Raw genomic sequence first — 20,616 nt, forward strand, 5'->3', positions numbered from 1 at the left:
ATGCGCCGCCCGCACAGGGCAGTTCATTGAGGCGGCTCCGGGTCTGGCGCATCGAACCGGTACCAGAACTGCGCAGTCCCATCGTTCCCCTTGCCGAGCGGGCGTTCCGGGGTTGAATTGCCGCCGAGCCCCCCGGTGCCGGCTTGTCCGGGCAAGACCGTCGCCTTGTACCCAAGGGTCACGGTCGCGCTCACGGAGCCGATGCCGAGCGAGTGGCCACCGAGGCCGCCGCCGGCATCGCCCCCGCGGCCGCCGTTGCCGCCACCGCCGCCGGCGCAGCCTCGCGACCAGTCGGGCCCAAGACTGTGCCCACCGTGGCCGCCATCGGGGCCTAATCCGCCCCACTGGCCCGTTCCGCCGACCCCACCATTGCCGCCCTTGGCCCCGAGGATCTTGCTGTCCTCGACCGTGAGGTCACTTCCCTGCAAGGCCACAATCCCGATGCTCGCACCGCCGTAATCGCCACCTTTGCCCCCCTTGCCGCCGCAGCCGCCGCTGCCCCCCGATCCGCCGGCCGCACCGCCCTGGGGCCGACCCGCCGGACACGCGTTCATGGGGTCGCGCCCTTTGCCACCGCCACCCCCGCCGCCGCCCTGACCGACGCCGCCCGGCTTCCCGTCCTTCCCGCGGGCGCCGACCCATCCCTCGACGCCCAGGAGGCCAGCGCTTGCCGCTCCGGCAGCGCGCTCCGCGTCGGAGCCGTCTGCTCCGCGGCCCCCAACCGTGCACGGCATGCTGGACGCGCCGGTGCCAGCCGAGCCGCGATTGTCCGGAATCTCGACCGGCTCCGGCAGTCCTGACGTCCCATCATCCCCCGTCTCGAGGCCTCCATCGCCCCCCTGGCCGCCCGTCGACTCGATCCCCTCGCCGCACACGGTCACGACCGGAAGGGCGCCCGGCGCCATGTTCGCCGTACACGCATCCACGCCGTCGTTCCCCAAAGCGCCGGCGTTCGCGCGGTAGCTCGGCGCGTCCTCGCCCGGCTCTCCATCCTTACCGTCGCCTGCGAGGATCTCGCTCTCCCGCACGATTGCCCTGGCTCCATAGCTCAGGAGCATCGCGATCGACGACTTGCGGTCGCTCGCGGAGGCGTCGGCCGCCACGGCGCGCACGCCGAAGATCACCGACGTCGCGTCGTCCCCTGCGTTGACCGCGTCGTCCCCGCCGAGGACCCGCACCGGGATCCCCACGGGCGGAGCGATGACGGTCGACGCATTCGGCCCGATGCCCGACCATTCATACGACCAATCGCCGCCGTCATTACAGAGGCGGCTGCCCCAGAGGTCGACCCCAGAAGGCAGCGAGATCTCCTCCTCGAACAAGCCGCCGCACGCAAGCACGCGCCGGGTCGGCGCCTCGCCGTGGTCTCGTCCGCTCGCGGCGAGCCCGATCGCATGCTGCAGGGACTTCACCGGCGCGCCCTTCGTGCCGGGGTTGCTGTCGTCACCCGACGACGCGCTGACGAACACCCCGCATTCGTCGAGCGCCGGCGCCGTGATGGGGTCGCCGTTACAGAGAGCCGTCGGCGGTGTGAGGCAGAGGCGCCGGTCGTAGCAGCTATCGTCGTAGGCGCACCCGGAGAGGCCGCCCGCGCCGACCGTGGAGACGGTGCCTACAGCCAACAGCAGCCGCATTCGTCGCGGTTCGAGAAGAGACATGTCCTGGCCCCCTGATCACCACGCGCCGTACGCAACGAGGCCGGCCTGTGTCGGCGCGACCGTCGGCACCAGCGCGACCCGAGCTTTGGTCGGTTCAGCCTGCAGTAAAGAGAAGTCCGTGAAGAACGAAGCCAGAGTCGCAGCGCCCACCACACCGCTCGTCACCACCATCGCCGTGCCGAGCCCGGCGAAGAGATCCCGCTCTCGTTGGAGACTCGTCAGCTCGCCGCACGCGGAGGGCTTCGGCGTTCCCCGACATACCCCTTGAGAGACGCCCACGGCGTCGAGCTTCGCGTTCCGCTCGTCCAGGTCTCCGTCGGCGGCCCTCGCACGAACCATAAAGACCGCACCGAGCGAGCCTGTCGCCAAGGTCAACCCGATACCGGTGATGCGCAGCGCGCCTGGCCAGGATGTCCAAGGGCTGAGCGGCCGGCCCCGCACGGCAGGCGAAGAGCTCCTGGTCTTCGGCGTTTCCTTCGGTAAACCCGGCGCGCTCTCCGGAGATTGGCTCACCGCTATACGCGCCAACGGCATTCTGATGTTGTACTCTGTTGCGGCCACAGCCCCGAACTCATGGAAACGATCCTCGCGGCCCGGTGCGCGGGCCCGCACCATGCGTTGGCCGGGCTCCAAGAACAGCTTGTAGGTCCGCGCGACCCGGCCTACCCGCTTGCCGTCAACGAGCACCTCGGCATCCGGCGGATCGACCGAGAGCAAGAGAGTCGCGACATGTTTTGTTGCCTCGCGCTCTCCTTTCTCGAATCGTAGCTGAAGCGCGAGCGGCAGCGCCGTGCGCTGCTCAAGGCTAAAGGCCAGGTGCTCGGCGGCATCGCGGTACTTGCGCAGCGCGAGCTCGCAGAGACCAAGCTCGCCGGCGAGCTCCGCGCGCTCTCGCTCCGTGCTGGACGCTGGGTCTGCTGCCTCCAAGGCGGCCTTGTAGGCGGCGTATGCCTCGGTCCACTGCCCGGCGTTGCGTGCCCTGCGACCGCGGCGAACATGGTCCTTCACCGTTGCGCCGTCACGTGGTCCTGGCGCCGGATAGGCGTCCTCCGCGCTGGCCGAGCTCGCAGCGCCGGATGCGGCGAGGAGCGCAGAGAAGAGCAGAGCGCATGCGGAACATCGCATGGTTGGACGGTACTCGCGCCAGCCGCGCGGCGTCAACGAGAGCGAATCGATGCAAAGTGGCCCTGGCAGTGGCAAATTGCGTTCGGGTGCGGCAATGCGATCGCCTCCTCGCGGCAGCGAGGGCTCGATCGCCTGAACGCATGTATCGGTGCCACCTGGTGCTACCAAAGTTGCCGCTCCTTGCACTTTCCTGCACCGTTTCGAGCGGCTCAGGGATGCTACCTACCGTGGGCAAGCCAGCCACCCATCTCCTCAGCTTCAACCGCTTCCGGCGCCTGGCCAGGCTTCACGGCGTGCCGGCGCGCGACGCCGAGGACGTCGCGCAGAACGCGCTGCTGCGGGGATTGGAAGTGGCGAGTCGGGTCGAGCTGAGCGGCGATCCGGCGCGGTACTTCGTCACGATCGCCCTCAACGAGGCACGGAAGCACAGGCGGAACGAGCGCCGCCGCGGAGAGGTGCTGACGTCGTTCGAGGAGCGCGATCCCCGAGACGAATGCCCCACGCCGGAGGAACTGCTGCGCTTGCGGCAGCGGGAAGAGCTGACCCGGGACTTGCTCGACCGGATCGGCCCCAAGTACCGGGATCTCTTGGTCAAGCACGAGCTGGAGGGGACACCGCTCTCCACGATCGCCGCCGAGCTGAACGTCCCGTTGGATACAGTGAGGGCGCAGCACCGCCGGGCTTGGGATCGGCTCGATGCGGCTTCAAAGCGGTGGAGGGCCCGGCAACCCGCGCACGGCAGGGACGAGAGCGCCTGCGTTCCGCTGGTGCTCGGACTGGACCGCCGTGCGTCGTGGACGGCCTGGTTGCGCCGGCTTGGCGTGAGGATCGTCGTGCAGGGGGCGTTCGTCGTGTTGACCGGCGCGCTCCTCTCGGCGGTGCCGCCGCTGCCCAGCGCGGAATCGTGGCTGCACCCGGCGGCATTCCGCGCACCGGTGCGCGCGCCCGCACCAGACGACGTCACGGCGCAAGGCTCACGTGACAGCGCGCATTCCGCTGCCGCGCCCGCCGCGCCCGAGAGCTCGTTGCCGGCGGCAACAGGCAGCGCGCGCGCTGAGGCTGTGGTGAGCAGCACGCCCGCGCCCTCTGTGACGACAGCACCTCGTATCTCGTCCCCGGGGAGCCCCATGTGGCCAGCGGTCACCGCACGCGAGATGCGCCTGATCAGCCAGGCCCGAAGGGCCATTGAGGACAACGACGGAGAGGGCGATCACGAGGCGCGCCTGCTGCTCGAAGCCCATGCGCGGGAGTTTCCGCGCGGTCGGCTCGCAGCGGAACGCGAGGCGCTGTTCAGGCACATTCGCTGAATCGGCGGCCGTCGATCGACGGCGAGCTGAGGGTGACGCTGATGGTGTCTTCAGACCAGACAGCACAGGGTCGAGATCTGTCTTGCGTAGGAATGCTTACGTCCAGGAGGAGAATTGCTATGGAGGACATGCTGGGTGCGATGTGGCTCGCCTCGCCGCTCGGGCTCGCGATGATAGCCTGCGTCGCGATCGGCTTCGCGGTCACCGCGCGCGAAGCGCTGGGACGCGAGCGCGGGCTTCGCGAGGCGCGCGAGCACGCGCACGAGGACGAGGAGTCCGCCCTCATCGATGCGAAGGAGAAGGCAGCGGAAGAGCGGGATCGATACCGGCGCCTTCTGGACTGTCATGTCGACGCGGCGCTCGCGGAGCTGACAGTCCCCCGCGCGCGCCCCGTCCCCTGGCCAGGAAGAGTGCTCGAGTCGTTCTGCGCGACGATGCCTTCGTGGAGAAGAAAGCTGGCCGAGAGCACGGGGTTGGAACCGAGGGAGGTGGAGCGGTTGCTGAGGAGCGACCTCCCGATGACGCCGGGCCTTGCCCGGCAGCTGGAGGCCTTCACCGGCACGGCGGCGCGGTACTGGGAGCGCCTCTGGCAGCTGCACGACGACCACCGGACGGACGCCGAGGAGACCGTGGTGATCCATGTCGGCGAGCCCGTCACCAAGCGCGAGAGCGCGGCGCGTCCCACGTCGTCGTCGGCGCAGAGCTCGACACCGCCGACGCTACCTCCCCGCGCGCTCGACGTTCCTCCGCCTGTGGTGCCGTCTCCCGAGCTCGCGGCGAGGAGCCCGCGGGCGAAGCTCCCGCCGCCTCCACTGCCGCGGCTCCGGTCGCCGCTCCCTGTCCGCGCCGCCACGGGGACTGAGCCCGCCCGTCGCGCTGCGACGCTGACGAGCATCCCGGTACTGCGTGACGAAGGCGGGCCGGGTTCCGCAAACGCTGCCGATTGGGAGGACGTAGATCGCTCTCCGCTGAACACGACCCTTCCGGGAGTAGGGAGCCGTGGGTGAGCGTAGCCGAGCCTCGCATTTCTCATAGGATGCGATTCCCTGAGGGGGTAAAGCCATGGATCGTCCGAATGAAGGCGAGCGCGCTGCGGCGTACGCGCGCTTGTTTTGCCCGAGGCTGATTCGTGCCGTGTTGGGCTGGTTAGAGAGGCTGGGGGTCCCTCGGTGCCATCGTGGCGACGTCGCTGGCCAGGTCTGGCTCAACGCCTGCGAGAGCTGGCCGAGGTTCGATCCGAAGTTCGGCAGGCCGGAGCGCTGGTTGAACGCGATCACCGTACACGTTGCCTCCCACTACCACGAACGTGCGCGACACCGGAGGGAGGAGTTGGTTGATGTGATCGAGGTGCTTGATCCAGCGCCGGATGCTGCTGCTGCGATGGAGTCCGACGACGTCAGGGTTGGCACGATGGACGCGGTGAATGGGCTCGATCCGGAACTGCGATTTGTTGTCGTGGCGCACGACCTGAACGGAGCTTCAATGACCCAGATAGCCCAAGACGCAGGGCTGCCTCTCTCCACGCTTTACAAGCGGCGCACGCGGGCCATCGGCGAGTTGCGCAACATAATTATACTTCGTGAAGCCGGCGAGATCTCCGCACGAAGAATAGGAGCGCGGTGAGCGTCAATGACCTAGCATGATCAAAGGCGTCGCGAAGGTGTCACCTGTCAAGATCGGCTACGAAGACGACCTGAACCGGCAGCGGATCAATCGAGAATCTCTCGATAAGATTCGTGTGCTTCTGACGGACGACGAGGGCTCGATCTAGCTGCCGACGAGCCTGCGTCACTGCGGCATCAACGCACCCGCCCCGCGACGTCGCAAGCGAGCCGTGCGGTCATTTGACAGAATTTCCATCATTTGAGTTCTGGTCTCATTTGAACGGTTAGCCTTCGGCCCGAAGTAGCGCCGACCGCAAGCGCGCCAACGCTCCGGGTCGCGTGGCCGAAAGCTCACGAAGCGGGCGTCGAGTGCCAGGAGTCATGTTCCAGGATCCCGCTTGTATTCATCTTTGGAAATACGTCGGACGAAGATCCATGTCTTGAGGTAGCGAGCGGGCTTGGTGTCGATGGGGTCGTGCGTCTCTTTCGGCTCCCGGTAATAGAGGTATTCACGCTCAACTACACGAAACGGGGCCACCATACCCATCACGTACGCTTGCTCTTCATTGTCGCCGCTTACGTTGCGCGGAAGAAGGATGATGTCTCCAACCTGCGGAAGGGGGCCATCCGCCGGCAAAAACTCCAGCGCACCGCTCTTGAAGCTGTAACCCGGCCGACCCTTCCGGGGTTCCACTTCATATACTTCGACTAGGTTGTTCGATTCGGATTTTTTCATCGCGACCTCCATTCGTTGCTGCGATAAACTCGTGTGCTATTTATCTGCCTGATGATTGCACAAACAGGCGAAGCATGTGGGCGGCCATAAGGAAACGTCCTTCTCGCGCATATCGACACGCGTGTGGGAGGAATTCGCGCCCGAGGCTCTCTAGTGGCATTTTTGCGGCCGAGTAGACCCGTTCGATCCAAGATTTCCAGTGATCATGATCTTCGGGGGCGTGCTCGAACGGGAATTCCGCTTCGGCGCATGCCTGCAAAAGCACCTCTGTCGCAGTCGTAGGATGGCCGTATGCTCGCTGATGGGCCGCAACCGCCTGTCGCTCCACGTCAGCGAGCTTATCGAAAGCATTGAATGCGGCGTTCCTTATGTCCGGGTGTGGGAAGCCCTTAAATGCGGCGCCGGCGACATGTGCCAGCTGTAAACGCTCGTAGAAGGCTGCTCGCTTCTGGCGAGCGTCGTCCAAATGCTCTTCGTTCATCAGTGGCGTATATCATGATCGGCTCCCATGCGCCTGTGGCTCCGGGTTTCGCTCCTCGGTCCCGAGGCGCCCCCGGCCGCTCGTTCCGCCCCGTGCCGTTCCGTCCCACCGGTATCGCAGCATCGCGACTGAAAATGGTGGGCTGATGTATGCATGGCGCCACTTCAGGAGCCCCTCCCTAACTCTGCCAGGGTAGCGTCAACCGCGCGGAGGGTATCGCCGCCTGCGCCGGCGGGGGCGCTGGGGGCCCGTCAGGGCGCTGTGCGGCGATCGGCGCCACGAGGCCCGCTGCCGTGGCGAGCGCTGGAGCGTGGGCCGTGCCACGGCGGCGTGCGCCGGTCGGCTCAGAAGGTCCCGCTCACGAGGGCGTGCGCCGGCCGGTCGGGAGGGCCCCGCTGGTGCGGCGACGTAACAGCTTGCGGCGCGCGTGCATCTCGCCGCCCCTCGTCTCATGCGCACTCGGGACCGATGGCACACGTATCGGCGAACGTGGACGCACGGACGGCGTCGTGCAGCTCCAGGCGCTCGGTCGTCTGCGCGCTCCGAGCAGCGGCCCGCCTGCGACGTCCGCGCTGGTTCCGCGCTCGCGGACGACGCTGGCGCACGATCGACGTCGTGCAGTTCCACGCCCGCGGCCGTCAACGCAGCCAGCCGACGGCGCTGCGACGGGCCGCGCTCGAGGGCCCCACAGACGTCGTACGCCAGCCCGGCCCGGCGCGGCGTCGTGGGCAGGGCGGCGCTCGACGGCGTTGATGGAGCGCTGACGACCGGACGCCTGGACCTGCACGACGCCGTCCCTGTGCGGCCGTTCCGCGCGCGGGCGACTCGTTGGAGCGCGCCGTGGGGCAGGTCGCGGTCACTGCGCGCTAACGGCCGAACGCCTGGGGCTGGGCACGATGCCGCCCGTGCAGCAGCGTTGCCCGTCAGCGCGGCCCGACGACCGCGCGTCTGGAGCCGCCGACGGCGCGAGGGTAGCTGCTCCTGCCGCATCGGAACCTCGGTTGTTGGGGTGTTTCGGGTTCGGGACGGAGCCTGAACGAGAGCCCGTGAGGAGGCACGAAATGGTAATTCTGACGACCCGGTAACTCGTCGCGAGTTACCGGGATCTGGTCAGGCGAGAAACCCGCTGTGGTGACGCGCAGTTAGGCCGTTTCGAGGGAGCGCCCTAGGGGCCGATTTGGGGGGGGCGAAGGGGGTCGATTTGGTAATTTTGCGCGGGGTCGGCTGAGGGGCTCCGGCGAGCCGCCGACGTCCGTTTTGTCGCATACCTAGGCAAGGGCGGCGCGCGGCGGGCACGACCGCGGGGCGGCCCGAAGAGCGCGGCGTGAGCTCCTCCCGGCGGACGCCGGGGCGGCCTGGGCGTGGAGCCGAGCACGCGGCGGGGCGCGAACTCGGCGCACGGGGCCGCGGAGCTCGTCCAGGCGGGAGGCTCGTGCAAGGCGGAACTCGCCCAGGTGGACGCCATCGCGGCTCGCGGCCGTGGCGCTGGGCGAGGCCCCGCTCGACGGCCGGGCCGTGGGATCGCCGGGAGGGGTCACCCCGCACACCGAGGTCACCTGATCGGGCCCCAGCGAATGCCAGTCAGGTCACGGTGCCACGTGAAAACGGCGTCCTCTTGGTCACACGCTACATCAGACTTTAATGCCGTCGCCCTCGCCAGGAGCCGACTCTTGTACTGTGCTTTAACGCTCTTTAAAGTTGAACGGAAAATGAAGGCTTCGCTCTGGCAGGTTTCTGGTTCGGTGCTTTTGTAGACGCATGAGCTCGCGGCGCTGGTACGAGCTCGCGTGCGGAGTTGTCCGCGCGCCGAGCCACGTCCTGGAAGAGTGTTTCCAGATGAACAAGCAGACCCGGTGTCACCTGCGCGCGATCGCACGGCTGCACCCCGAGATCGGCAACCTGTGTGATCAGCTTGAAGCGCCCTGGAACGCCGTGCGAAGGATCGCGCACGCGCCGGGGGCGGCGGAGCAGTGGGAGCGCGCGGCGCAGGTGCTCGGTGAGCTCGTGGAGAAGCGCCGGGCGACGGCGCCGCGCCGGTCGAGGCTGGAGGCTGCACGCCTGGAGGCGCTGAAGCGAATGGGACCGCCGACGGAGGGGGGAGGGAAACTTGAAAGCAGCCTGCGAGCCGCGTGGGAGGCGGCGGAGCGCAGGACGCGCGCGGTGCCAAGCCCACGTCCGGGCGATCGGCATGCTCGTCTGCGGTGAAGCGCTGCCCGGTGGGAAGCACGCCAGTCGAGCACATGAAGAGGCGTCGCGTTGCACTTCCGCCGCGTAGCTCTCCCGTGCGTGCATATCGCGCCCGCTCGCCGATCCCATCAGACAGACGGAGCTTCTCGACCCGGACCCCGTCCCGTTACCATCTCGCCCGACCAATCCCAGCGAGTGCCGCCCTGGTCCGGCGGTCCCAGCTCGCACGTGACGCCTTCCAGCGTGAGCTGGCCCTCGTCGAGGTACGCGATTCCGATCGAGTCACCGCGACGCCCGGGGCCGCCAGAGCCGCCGTCGCCCCTTTGGCGCCGCTCGCGTCAGGCTCGCCGTGGACCCATGCACACACCTCCGGGAACGCTGGAGCACGGCCGCGGTCGTGCGTCTCCTGGGATGCGACCGTCAGCGCGCCGTCATCGGCGGCGGCCTGCCTCAGGGCACCGCGACGGGCCGCGCTCGGCAGGAACGCTGGAGCACGGGCCCGCTCGCGCAGCCGTGCAGCTCCTCGCACGTGGCCATCAGCGCGCCCCCGTTGGCGGCGGCCTGCACCGTGGTGCCGCGACCGGCCACGTTCGGCGGAGGGTTGCGCATGGGCGCGCTCGGGCAGTTCCTTGCGTGCGACCATCGGCGGCGGCCTGCCCCGTGGCACCGCGACGGGCCGCGCTCGGCGGGAACGCCGGCGCATGGGCCCGCGCGCGCAACGCTTTGCGCGTGGCCGTCAGCGCGAGATCGTCGCGCGGCGGCCAGCCCCACGGCGCTGCGACGGGCTGCGCTCGGCGGGTACGCTGGCGCACGGGCACCGTCGTGCCCTCCGGACGCGCAGCCGTCATCCTATCGCCACGGCACGCTCGGGGCCCATCCTCGCGTGGAGTGCACACCGACGTGTCCACCCGTACGACCAACCGCTAGAGCGGCGAACACATTGAAAACGATTAAATTACGGTAGGTTACGCTGCCTGCTGCATCAGGCGTTGGGCCGCCTCGAGATTCTGGATCGCTGCTGCGCGCCGGAGGTCGAACAGATTTCTCCTGGCGCCGATGTAGCGTGCAGTGTGGCCCTTTCGTGCCGCGATGTGGGCGAGCGCATGCTCCACAGCCACCCGCTGGCGGAGCACGGCGCGACCTGCCCCCGTCTGCTGTAGCTTCCGGAATTTGCGCTGCAAAGCCTCGTCCTCCGCGATGGACACGGTCCGTCCCCGTCCCGAGGCGGCTTGGGTGCACCTGGCTCGGAGGGGGCACGCGCCGCACTCCTCAGGATCAAACTCGACGGTGTCGCCCGGCTCGAATACCTCGACCTGTCCCGCCGGACAGGTGATCGTCTTGGTGCGCAGGTCGATCTTGAAGTCGCGCTTGCTGAACAGGTTGGGTCTGCGAGCACGCTGTCCCCAAGGCTTCGAGAACACCTGGCCACCGTCGCGTATCACGTCGTCAACGACGGGACTGTTCACATAGGCGCGATCGATATGGAGCTCGCTGAGGCACAGCCGCTGACGTTGGATGTCCTTGGCGATCGGTGCGGCCCCCTCTTCTTCGGGGCGATTCGCTGGCGTGACAGCGCAGGCGACGATGACGGGAAGGTCCAGGTCGCGTGCGATATGTTCCTTGTAGCCATCGAACCTCTTCGAGCGGCTCTTTCTTCCGTGGCGCATCTCGGCGTCCTCGATGGAGACACGGCGGTCAGCTGCAACACCTTGACGGATGCGAACGGTCCCATCCTCAGCCGTTTCCAGGTCTTGGTCCCGAACCTGTGTGACCGCATCCAGATAGAAGCGGAGCGGCTGCTCGACAACGTCGTCCAGATGGCGGTCCACCCACTGCTGCAGGGACGAGACCTGCCGCTCCAGGATCTGAATCGCCGCCGCCTTCTGTCTCGGGTCGCTCCAATCGAGATCGAGCCCGGCCTTGATGCTGGGAGCCAGAAGCAGCGGGATGCCCGCCTTGCGACAGATCTCCTCGGGCGGGCGCTCCGTGATCTTCGACACGACGCGGACGATGCTGCGTGCTGCATGGCCGAGCAGGTTGATCGTGTCCTCAACCCGCCCGGCTCCCGCCAAAGGGCGGCTATCGATGGCCACGCGCAGCGCTTTGGACACCGCCCGCTTCTCGCTCTCCGTCATCGCGCCCGACCGAACGAGCGCCACGGTCCGCTCCAGCAGCATCCGGTCCATCTCATGCTCGACCATCCGCTCTCGGAACGCCTGCAGCGCGCCCTGCGCGAACGCGGGCGTGGCCGCCCCCAGGCAACCGAGCACCATCTGCCAGCGAAGGTCGACGATCGACAGCTCCACCGCCTCGGCATCTGATGCGCCGACGTAGCCTTGGAGCAGCGTGACCATGCACATCAGCGCCGGCGGATGCGGCGGCTCACCTGCTCCCGTGGTCCGGTACATGCTCTCCAGCTGCTCCTGGAACGTCTCGTCGAATAGCTCGTGCCGGTGCAGCCTGAGAAAGCCGAACAGGGCTCGCACCCGATTCAACCGTTTCATGAGCGCCTGTTCCTGCCGCGACAGCTCCACCGGCGGCAACCATCGTTCCATCCGTGCACCTCCAGGCGCGGACGAGATCATGGCCCGGCGAGGCCGTCGAGCCTTCCATCGAAGCGCTCGGGATTACCACAAAATCAAACTGATCGGTCCTCTAGACGTTCATCGCGCCGCGCCACCAACCCGGCGCATGCGTTCGCCGCTCGCACGCTACCTGCGCCAGTCACAGCCCCGGTGGCGTCTGTGCTTGAGATCCTCTACTCGCACCAGCGAGGCGAGCGGACTGACCGGCAGGTCGTCTGGCTAGTGCCGCACCGCGGCCCTGGTGCGCCATCCTGTCGCTCGGAACCCCTACGAAACGGCTGGCTCCGAGCATGTCGACGGTTCATCAGAACCGTGTCGAAGCACTGGGGGGCCGATGAGCGTATCAATTTTGCCTGAAGCCGGTCGTGCTCTGGTCCTGTCGATCTGCATCCCGTTGACAGGCAGCGGCCAACGCGTATCATGGCCAGCGTGGAACTCGCGGAAACCATTTATGGCCGCTGGCTTGAATTACGGGCGGCAGATGTATTCGACGAGGTGCTGCCGAGGGCGAAAGCATATCGTTCGGTCACCAGCGAAGGAGAGGTCTTCGGCTACGATACGTGTGAGCACCAGGTTAGACGACGAGTCGTCATTCCTGGAAGCGGTCCTGTCGGCGGCGACAGCGTTGTTGGCCTCGTCGAGACGTACTTTGCGGTGCGACACTCGAATGGTTGGGGGCACAACCTCCATGTTCACCTCGTCGAAGTCAAAGACGAGTCGTTGCAGCTCTCGCATTTCGCACAACTATTTCGTGACATGGCCGCGCTGCGTAACGCTCTCCAGGTGGTTGGAGTTTCGTCAGGTGTCCAAGCGCGTAAATGGCTGCACCGAAACCTTTACGTTCATGGCGCGCTGCTTGGACCAAGTGCATCGGGAGAGGTACTGGTCACCGAGGCAATGCTTGACAAGCTGTATGATCACCTGGACAATGGATATACGCAGCCGCCGATTCGGGTCGGGTGCGTGTCCATTCGTTCGAAGCGTGTGATCGTCAAGCGTATCGACCCAGCAATGAATTACTCGTTCGACCAGTGGGACAGGAACCAGAAGGAGCGTGAACGCGCAAAGCAGGTGATTCACGGACTTCTCGGTGCGTCGCCGATGTGGTCGGAATGGGTAGAGTCGCGGCAAGCTGAGCAGCGGCCAGGCAACGTGCCCCAATCTGATGAGCACGAGCTTACCCAGCGGGAGCTTAACGGGAGGCGTGAGGCGAGTCTTCGCCTTCTAACTCGCATCGGATTCACACTCACTGACGCTGACCGGGAACGCATCCGATTGTGCGAGGATGCAGCGAGCCTCGATAAGTGTATTGAAGACATCTTGGGCGTCCGCAACCCTTCGTCGTTGCTTTCCTGATATAACGGCCGTGCGCGTGGCCGCTCTGGCCGCGCTTCGCGCGGCGGGTAGCGAGTGCCTCCTGGCGTGCGACCGTCAGGGCGCCGTCAACTGCGGCAGACTGCCTCACCGCGCCGCGAGGGGGCAGCGCTCGGGCGGGACGGTGGCGCGCGGGTCGCACGCGCAGATCCTCGCCGAGCGGTGGCGAACGGCCGCGCTCGCGTAGTTCCTCGCGTGCGACCGTCAGCGCGCCGTCATCGGCGGCGTGGCTGTGCTTACTTGATGATCTCCTGCTCGGAGGTCCAGGCGTGTCGGATCCGCCAGCGTTTCAGCGCTCACCGTCGACAATTGACCGGAGTTCCGGCACGCCGGACATCCGCATTTTTAGGCGGCATCCTTCGCCGCACTTCGGGCATCGCACGTCGTCCGGTATCATGAACGACGCGCCAAGTTGGACCAGGCTGACGAGCACCGTAGCCACTCCCAGAATCCCTATGATGAGATCCACGCCCGGATTGTCGAGAAGAGCCCCGCTCATCATAAGGCCAAGTATCGTCAGCAGCGACGATGTACCGACCGCCGACCATCGATAGCGTACGATCATATGAACCGATCCTGTGCCGGGCTACTTGGGATCAACAACGATTTTGAGCTTTACGACCATGCTATTGATGATGTTCTCCGAATTTACCACAACAGCAACCCAACTTCCTGCCGGGAGCTCGCCGGTGTGAGAGTACGAACGAATCTTTAGCCCTTCAAAGCTCGGAATGTGTCGAAACTCATTCTTTTCCTTGAAGTTCTTAAGTTGGGCTGAATCCATGAGAAAAACACGAAATCCCTTGTCGGTGTGCTTGATGCCTTGCGCGGTAACCTGAACGGGCCTTGGCGATGGTAGCGAGAAGCCCCTTGCCTGCCATCCATCAGCGTCGATTGCCATCTCCTCGTCAATTACCACTTGAGGTGTGCGGACGTTGACCCCAGCATGGTCGGCAAGCGACTCTGTTACTTGCTTCGTTTCGTTGCACCCCGAGGTAATCGCCGCGCTGAGAGCGAACAGAATGCAGGAAGTGAACAAGGCAGATTTCATCATCCCTCCAGGTGTGAGACGCAGCGACAAAGACCAGCGCCAGGAACGGACGTCAAGAGGGACCGACGTCGTGGACGTGCGCTTGCCCCCATCCTCGCGATGCCAGCCGCCTCTCGGCGGCCGCCCCGTGCCGGCCCGTCGAGTACCCGCCGCCGGAAAACGTCGGCGCCCCCCCCCACGCCGGACGCGGCGGGCGCTACGAGGGACCGGCCTCGTGGTTCGCAGGCGGGATCGCGAAGCGGATCGCCTCGCACGAGCCAAGGGGATCGCGTTCGGGTCGGCGAGAGTGGCAAGGAGGGCGCTTCGAGGAGAGAGTGTGAGGCAGGTACCCGGAATGCGTCTACGCATCGTCGGAGATGGCGGCCGGCAACGCCCGAGGGAGGCAGCAGTCTATGGCCGAGCCGTCAAGTGGATCACGGCGAAACCGGCGGAGCAGATCGGGACGGGTTGCTACTCAGCGGCAAGCAGGGCATCTCGGAGGGGGGCCGACCGCCACGGCCGTGACCGCGAGCGCTCCCCCTCGCGATGAGGTGTATTGGCGTGACCGGTACCGCTCACTCTCGCGATGGCTAGCAAGCAGCCTGCGCAATACCGCAGCAACTATCCTGGGCGTCATCACCGTCCGCGCGGAGGACGCGGAGCCCGGTAGTCAGCTCTGCGAACGCTCGACCGGAGCTGAAGCACCTTCCATCGTGCCAAGATAGTCACGCGCCGACATCGACGGCGCTGGGAGCGCAGCGACGATCGGGGACAGAGGGGCGACGGGCGAGGGGGCGGGCAGCGCAGCGACGTTCGTCGCAGGGCGGAGCGCCGGCAACTCCTGCGCTCCATGTGCCGCGGATATCTGCGATGGATCGCGCCATGTGGTCCTGATCTGCCGGTCCTTCGTTTTCTCGACTTTCGAGGAGAACGCGCGGATCAGCGCTCGTCGAATCTCTATCGGAAAAACGCCCCATTCGTCGACTATCTGCTGGACATAGGCATGTGCGTGCTTTCGTGTCTCGACAGTGTCGTTGCCTGCTGTTTCCTTGAGCTCGGCTTCCTTTGCCTCAATGGCTGCAAGCGCGTCATCGAGTCGATTCAGTTCCATCTTCACATCGTCGACGGTGAAGAGACCCTTCGCGACAAATTCCACAACTCGCTGTCGCGAGGTCTTGATCTCGCGGCGCTGGGCGGTGAAATCTGGCTTCTCGATCTGGCGTGGCGGTCGAGTTAGCGAAGTGAGGAGCGAGCGAGCAAACGTCAAGAATTGCTCGCTCGCGGCCGCGTCTGCGTCGGGCTGGCGAAGGCATGCACCAAGCTTGCACCGGACACCTTTCTCTTTCTGCTCCACATGGCCACGGCAAACGTAGTAGCCCACCTTATGCCGGCCCTTGCGGTCCACCGGAACGGCAGCGACGCTACCGCCGCATTCCGCGCAGCGGCAGATGCCACGGAGCAAGTGGTTAGCCGTCCCAGAATCGTCCTGGGGCTTCCTACCGCGGCGACGGCCTCTCAGTGCAAGCTGAACGTTGTTGAATGTTTCATCGTCGATGATCGCCTCGTGCGCAACGATCCACTCGGCCGGAAGTTGTACCACGCCGCGCGTGGCGTTCGGTCGCACGCTGGTTTTTGCGACACGGCCCGTGTAGGTTCGGTTGCGCAGCGCGGTAATAACCCAGGCGCGTCCGAACGCCTTGATGCTGCCATACTCCTGGCGGAGCCGCTTGGCGATCTGGAATACGCTATAGCCTTCCAGTGAGAGCGCGAACATCCTGCGAACCGCCGCGGCGTGCTCCGGAACCACGCGGAGGGGGAGCGGCGTCTTCGTCCCTTTGGGCTTCGGCTGGCGTTCGTAGCCGAACGGCGGATGCCCTTCGACGAAGTACCCCTGGGCACGCAGGTGCTTCCGCCCCCCTTCGGTTCGCTCCTTGATCCGACGTCGCTCCTGCTCCGCCCCGACCGCCCAGTTGGCGAGCGTGTCCTCTGCCATCGGCGAGCGCGAATCGAACCCCTTGTCAATGGCGACGAACACGGCGCCCTTGCGCATGATCTGACGGACGTTCTTGACAATGAAGACCACGTCGCGCCCGAAGCGGTCGATGTCCGTCACGATGACCATGTCCCCCCGGCGGACGTCCGCCAGGAGCGCGGCAACCTTCTTCCGGTTCGCCTCGTTCTCCTCGCCGCCGCTCTCTACCTCCGGGAACAGGATCGGCTCCGGCAGAGAATGGAGCCGGCAGTAGTTGCCGATCTTCTCGGCCTGGGCGTCCAGGGAGACGCCTGCGATCTCCTGCTCCCTCGTGCTGACGCGCGGGTAGCCGAGCGTCCGCCTGATCGCGGCGTTGGGGGTTGCGTGTGTCATTTGTTTTACCTGTCAGAAAGGTTGATCGTAGTTCAGCCCGGCCGGCTGAGCAAATCGCCGGTTTTGGCCGGAATTTCGGCCTCCCCTGCGTGTACTAAAAGTTCCGCTACTCTGGCGCGGCGGCGTCGCGGCTCTCCTCGGGAGCGCGGCGCCGTGGGCCTCTCCGCACGACGTGCTCTCGGAGCTGGTCGACAGGGAGGTGATCGTCCGCCGCAAGGAGGGCCGGTTCCCCGGGGACGAGGAGTTCATGTTCCGGCACGCGCTCCTGCGGGAGGGGGCGTACGAGATGCTCACGGAGACGGATCGCGTCCTCGGGCACCGGCTCGCCGCCGCCTTCCTGGAGGAGAGCGGCGCGAGCGATCCCGCGATGCTCGCCGAGCACCTCGAGCGCGGGCTGGACCTCGCGCGCGCCGGGAGCTTCTACCTGCGCGCCGCCGAGCAGGCGCTCCGGGGGAGCGATCAGGACGCGGCGATCGCGCGCGCCCGGCGGGGGCTCGAGTGCGGCGCGCCGGACGCGGTCCACCTGAGCTTGCTGGGCGTGCTCTCGGAGGTCCACGCGTGGCGCAGCGAGTGGGACCACGCCTGCCTGTACCTCGACGAGGCGCAGCGCCTCCTGACGCCCGGGAGCATGCCCTGGGTGAGGACGGTGCCCGCGAAGATCTCCGCGGACATCCACCTCGGCCGGCTCGACGAGCTCATGGCGACGGTGCGCACGCTGCAGGCGGTCGAGCTCGCCCCGGAGGGGATCGGCTCGGCGGCGTTCGCGCTCGCGGCCGGGTGCTTTTACGCCGCCCAGCTGGGCGAGTTCAGGCTCGCCGACGCGCTGATCAGGCGGGTGCGCGAGGTGACGGAGCCGGTCGCGGAGCGGGATCCCGTCGCGCGCGGCTGGCTGCAGAGCGCCCTCGCGTACTACGAGGCGTGGACCGACGGGGACCTGTGGACGGGCCTGTGCACGGCCGAGGCGGCGCGCGCGAGCTTCGTGCAGGCGGGGTACTGGCGCGGCTCGATCGTCGCGCAGGTGGCGATCGGGATGGTCGCCCGGCTGCTCGGCGATCTCCGCCGGGCGGAGCGCGAGCTCGGCGAGACGATGCCCGCGGGCGAAGAGCTGGGGCCGGTCTCGTGGCTCCGGACGTTCCTTTGCATCGAGGTCCTGATCGACCTCGGCGCGCTGGGCCGCGCGCGCGCCGAGACGGCGAGGATGCTGGGGGTGGGGATCGAGCGGCGCACCCCGCTGCAGCAAGGGTTCGCGCGCTGGGCGCTCGCGAGCGTGCTCCGCGGCGAGGGAGACCTCGAGGCCGCGGAGCGCGAGGCGCTGACCGCGATCGAGCTCCTCGCGTCGTTCCCGCTGGAGCAGGTGGGGGCGAAGGCGCTCCTGTCCTCGATCCAGCTCGCCGTGGGCCGCGCTGCGGACGCGCTCTCCACGGCGCGGGAGGTCGCGGCGGCGCACGAGCGCTGGAGCGTGCCGGGGTACAAGAGCGCGCTGGCCGACCTCGTCCATGCGGAGGCGCTGCACGCCGCGGGCGAGCGGGAGGGCGCGTCCGCGGTCATCGCCGGCGCGCGCGCCCGGCTCCTCGCGCGGGCGGAGGCGCTGCCCGCGGCGCACCGCCGGGGCTTCCTCGACATCCCCGAGAACGCGCGCGTGATCGAGCTCTCCCGGCGGTGGCTGCGCGCCGCGAGCTGACGCCGTGCGGGCGCACGGCCGCGGCTCTCGGGCGCACGGCCGCTGCGCCCGTGCGGCTCGCTTCGCAGGAGCGACGCGCCCCATGGCGCGCGCGCACGATGGCGCGTGGTAGAGTGGCTCGTGCCTTCCATGAGCTCGGTGCGTGCCCCGCGGCGCGCTCCCGTCGCGGCGGGGGCGCGGCGATCGCTCCTGGGGGCGCTGCTCGGCGCGTGCTGCGCCGGGGCGCTGGGCTGCGCGGAGAGCGTTCCCTCCTCGCCGGGGCCGACGGCGCCGGTCGCCTCGCCGGGGCCGACGGCGCGGGTCGCCTCGCCGGGGCCGACGGCGCCGGTCGCCTCGCCGGGGCCGACGGCGCGGGGCGCTGCACCGGCCCCCGCCGTGGGCGCCGCGTCTGCCGGCGCGCCGCCGGTCTCTCCGCCGACGGGGGGACCTGGCGAGGCGCCCGCGCGCGAGCGCTGGGTCGGCGCGCTGGAGCTGACGAAGGGCTCGCAGCCCCTCATCGCCGGGAGGATCCTGTCGCGCGAGGACGCCGAGCGCTGGCTCGGTGCCGACTGGCGTTCGCTGAGGGGGCAGCGCGTCCGCGTGGTGGCGGTGCTGCGGGATCTCGTCTGCGAGCCGCACGCGCAGTGCATGATCGGGGGGCGCATCCCGCTGCTGGAGCAGGTCGCGTCCGTCGAGCTGTGCGGCGGCGCGGGCTCGTCCGGCGGTGCGGCGCCCGTCGATTGCGCGCCGTCGCCCGCCCAGATCGGGCGCTGCCACGACGAGTGCCGCACGATCAGCGACGACTGCGATCAGCGCGCCGACGGCGATCGCGGCGCGCTTCGCCGCTGCGGGTGCGCCAAGGTCACCTGCGAGCACGGCTGCGAGGAGACCGGCGAGCCCACCTTCACGTGCAGGTGACGCCCCTCTCGCCGCGCTGCTCGACGCTCGGCGAGACGCGCGCATGAGATGCGCGAGCGTCGCGCCGCGGAGAGAGCTCGATCCACAGCGGTCCAGAGGGCACGGAGGGATAAAGGAGCTTCCGAGCGCCTTGTTGTCGAGCGCTCTCGGCGAAGAAGGGCAGGGGACAAAGCGGCGAAGGCCGCCTGGCACCCGCCGGGCGGCCTCCGCGCGTGAGCCTCCGCTGCGCTGGATCAGGCGCCTTCGCGCGCGAGGACGGGCGCCGGCGCCGGCCTGGGGGCCGGGGGCACGCTCTCGGCGGCGTGAGCGCCGCCCTCGCCGAGCGAGTAGGCCTCCTCGCCGTGGAGGGCGCCGTCGAGGCCCTCGTCTTCGACCTCCTCGTCGACCCGGAAGCCCATCACCGCGCTGATCCCCTTCACGAGCACGAGGGTGACCACCGCCGCGTAAGCCGCGGCGACCACGGCCGCAATGGCCTGCTCGGTGAGCAGCGCCGAATTGCCCTTGATGAGGCCGTCCTGTCCGGCCGAATTCCACACCTTGGAGGCGAACACGCCGGTGAGCAGCGCGCCGAGCAGCCCGCCGACGCCGTGGATGCCGAACGCGTCCAGGCTGTCGTCATAACCCAGCTTGCCCTTCAGCATCACGGCGCCGTAGCACACCGCGCCCGCGGCGAGCCCGATCGCGACGGACGCCATCGGCCCGACGAAGCCCGCCGCCGGCGTGATGGCGACGAGGCCCGCGACGAGCCCCGACGCCACGCCGAGGAGCGACGGCTTGCCGAAGCGCACGGCCTCGATGAGGGCCCAGGCGAGCGCCGCGATCGCCGCGGCGATGTGCGTGTTCACGAACGCCACCGCGGCGAGCCCGTTCGCCGCGAGCGAGGAGCCGCCGTTGAAGCCGAACCAGCCGAACCACAGGAGGCCGGCGCCGAGCAGCGTCATGGTGAGGTTGTGCGGCACGATCTTGCGCGTCGGGTACCCCTTGCGCTTGCCGATCACGATCGCCATCACGAGCGCGCTCGCGCCCGAGGCGAGGTGAACGACGGTACCGCCGGCGAAGTCGAGCGCGCCGCGCGCGAGGAGCCATCCGCCCGGGTTCCACACCCAGTGGCAGATGGGGCTGTAGACGAGGAGCGACCAGAGCAGCGTGAACACCACATACGAAGAGAACTTGATGCGCTCCGCGTAGGCGCCCGAGATCAGCGCCGGCGTGATGATGGCGAACATCATCTGGAACGCCATGAACAGGAGGTGAGGTACCGTCGTCCCGGCGCGCGGCTCGGTGCCAACGCCGTTCAGGAACGCGTAGTCGAAGCCGCCAATGAACCCGCCCTTGGATTCGGCGAACGCCATCGAGTACCCGAGCGTCACCCACGCCAGGGTGACGATCCCCATGGCGAAAAAGCTGTGCATGAATGTGCTGAGCGTGTTCTTCGTTCGGACCATGCCCCCGTAAAACAGGGCCAGCGCTGGCGTCATCAGCAGAACCATTGCTGACGAGACCAGGAGCCAGGTGGTGTCCGAGGCGTTGATTTCGTTCACTGGTGGCCTCCTCGACAGCGACAGTAAGAGAAGGCAGTTTTCCGG

At 67.7% G+C, this 20,616-nt stretch carries 18 protein-coding genes and 1 pseudogene; 8 read left to right on the forward strand and 11 right to left on the reverse strand.

The annotated features are described in order from the left end of the window. Positions 1-23: 23 nt before the first annotated feature. Both WME90_RS12280 and WME90_RS12285 read right to left on the reverse strand, forming a co-directional pair. Positions 24-1,622, reverse strand: a complete 1,599-nt coding sequence (locus tag WME90_RS12280) for a hypothetical protein (RefSeq protein WP_437281290.1) — start codon at positions 1,620-1,622, stop codon at positions 24-26. A 51-nt stretch (positions 1,623-1,673) separates the two neighbouring features. After that, on the reverse strand, positions 1,674-2,666 hold the full coding sequence (locus WME90_RS12285) for a PEGA domain-containing protein (protein ID WP_437281291.1): 993 nt from the start codon (positions 2,664-2,666) through the stop codon (positions 1,674-1,676). 344 nt (positions 2,667-3,010) lie between these two features. Between WME90_RS12285 and WME90_RS12290 the strand changes: the two genes are divergently transcribed. From WME90_RS12290 to WME90_RS12305, 4 genes are all read left to right on the forward strand, one after another. Continuing rightward, on the forward strand, positions 3,011-4,090 hold the full coding sequence (locus WME90_RS12290) for an RNA polymerase sigma factor (protein WP_437281292.1): 1,080 nt from the start codon (positions 3,011-3,013) through the stop codon (positions 4,088-4,090). A 119-nt stretch (positions 4,091-4,209) separates the two neighbouring features. Next, positions 4,210-5,097: a helix-turn-helix transcriptional regulator gene (locus WME90_RS12295; protein WP_437281293.1), complete on the forward strand. Its 888-nt coding sequence runs from the start codon at positions 4,210-4,212 to the stop codon at positions 5,095-5,097. Between the two features lie 55 nt (positions 5,098-5,152). Next, positions 5,153-5,713 carry a sigma-70 family RNA polymerase sigma factor gene (locus WME90_RS12300; RefSeq protein ID WP_437281294.1) on the forward strand — a complete coding sequence of 187 codons (561 nt, stop codon included), beginning with the start codon at positions 5,153-5,155 and terminating at the stop codon, positions 5,711-5,713. Between the two features lie 16 nt (positions 5,714-5,729). After that, the gene (locus WME90_RS12305) at positions 5,730-5,861 is read left to right on the forward strand and encodes a hypothetical protein (protein WP_437281295.1); all 132 of its coding nucleotides are present in this window, start codon (positions 5,730-5,732) and stop codon (positions 5,859-5,861) included. A gap of 212 nt (positions 5,862-6,073) precedes the next feature. Here the strand turns inward: WME90_RS12305 and WME90_RS12310 are convergent, their stop codons facing one another. Continuing rightward, positions 6,074-6,430: a hypothetical protein gene (locus tag WME90_RS12310; RefSeq protein WP_437281296.1), complete on the reverse strand. Its 357-nt coding sequence runs from the start codon at positions 6,428-6,430 to the stop codon at positions 6,074-6,076. 40 nt (positions 6,431-6,470) lie between these two features. Beyond that, entirely contained in the window at positions 6,471-6,911 is a 441-nt protein-coding gene (locus tag WME90_RS12315) for a hypothetical protein (protein ID WP_437281297.1), read from the reverse strand. Positions 6,912-8,747: 1,836 nt separating this feature from the next. On the opposite strand from WME90_RS12315, the gene WME90_RS12320 reads away from it, so the two are divergent. Next, positions 8,748-9,116: a hypothetical protein gene (locus WME90_RS12320; protein ID WP_437281298.1), complete on the forward strand. Its 369-nt coding sequence runs from the start codon at positions 8,748-8,750 to the stop codon at positions 9,114-9,116. A 110-nt stretch (positions 9,117-9,226) separates the two neighbouring features. Here WME90_RS12320 and WME90_RS12325 read toward each other — a convergent pair. The 3 genes and pseudogenes from WME90_RS12325 to WME90_RS12335 all read right to left on the reverse strand — a co-directional run. Next, positions 9,227-9,418 (reverse strand): annotated as a pseudogene (locus tag WME90_RS12325) (hypothetical protein); the annotation flags it as partial. Positions 9,419-9,548: 130 nt separating this feature from the next. Beyond that, positions 9,549-9,707, reverse strand: coding sequence for a hypothetical protein (locus WME90_RS12330; protein ID WP_437281299.1), 159 nt, complete (start codon positions 9,705-9,707; stop codon positions 9,549-9,551). Positions 9,708-10,063: 356 nt separating this feature from the next. Continuing rightward, on the reverse strand, positions 10,064-11,653 hold the full coding sequence (locus WME90_RS12335) for an IS1182 family transposase (protein WP_437281300.1): 1,590 nt from the start codon (positions 11,651-11,653) through the stop codon (positions 10,064-10,066). Between the two features lie 450 nt (positions 11,654-12,103). On the opposite strand from WME90_RS12335, the gene WME90_RS12340 reads away from it, so the two are divergent. After that, complete coding sequence (locus WME90_RS12340) at positions 12,104-13,039, forward strand: hypothetical protein (RefSeq protein WP_437281301.1); 936 nt, start codon at positions 12,104-12,106, stop codon at positions 13,037-13,039. A 307-nt stretch (positions 13,040-13,346) separates the two neighbouring features. On the opposite strand, the gene WME90_RS12345 is transcribed toward WME90_RS12340, so the two are convergent. The 3 genes from WME90_RS12345 to WME90_RS12355 all read right to left on the reverse strand — a co-directional run bounded on the left by WME90_RS12345 (position 13,347) and on the right by WME90_RS12355 (position 16,452). Continuing rightward, complete coding sequence (locus WME90_RS12345) at positions 13,347-13,622, reverse strand: hypothetical protein (protein ID WP_437281302.1); 276 nt, start codon at positions 13,620-13,622, stop codon at positions 13,347-13,349. A 21-nt stretch (positions 13,623-13,643) separates the two neighbouring features. Further along, positions 13,644-14,111 (reverse strand): hypothetical protein, encoded by a 468-nt coding sequence (locus WME90_RS12350; RefSeq protein WP_437281303.1) that lies wholly within the window; start codon positions 14,109-14,111, stop codon positions 13,644-13,646. A gap of 646 nt (positions 14,112-14,757) precedes the next feature. Further along, positions 14,758-16,452 (reverse strand): recombinase family protein, encoded by a 1,695-nt coding sequence (locus tag WME90_RS12355; RefSeq protein WP_437281304.1) that lies wholly within the window; start codon positions 16,450-16,452, stop codon positions 14,758-14,760. A 172-nt stretch (positions 16,453-16,624) separates the two neighbouring features. Here WME90_RS12355 and WME90_RS12360 point away from each other — a divergent pair, with 172 nt between their 5' ends. Further along, complete coding sequence (locus WME90_RS12360; protein ID WP_437281305.1) at positions 16,625-18,133, forward strand: hypothetical protein; 1,509 nt, start codon at positions 16,625-16,627, stop codon at positions 18,131-18,133. A 105-nt stretch (positions 18,134-18,238) separates the two neighbouring features. Next, positions 18,239-19,030 (forward strand): hypothetical protein, encoded by a 792-nt coding sequence (locus tag WME90_RS12365; protein ID WP_437281306.1) that lies wholly within the window; start codon positions 18,239-18,241, stop codon positions 19,028-19,030. A gap of 233 nt (positions 19,031-19,263) precedes the next feature. Here WME90_RS12365 and WME90_RS12370 read toward each other — a convergent pair whose 3' ends face one another. Continuing rightward, complete coding sequence (locus WME90_RS12370; protein ID WP_437281307.1) at positions 19,264-20,571, reverse strand: ammonium transporter; 1,308 nt, start codon at positions 20,569-20,571, stop codon at positions 19,264-19,266. Positions 20,572-20,616: the final 45 nt, after the last annotated feature.

It is taken from the genome of Sorangium sp. So ce375 (genome assembly GCF_051473855.1).
Classification (GTDB): domain Bacteria; phylum Myxococcota_A; class Polyangia; order Polyangiales; family Polyangiaceae; genus Sorangium.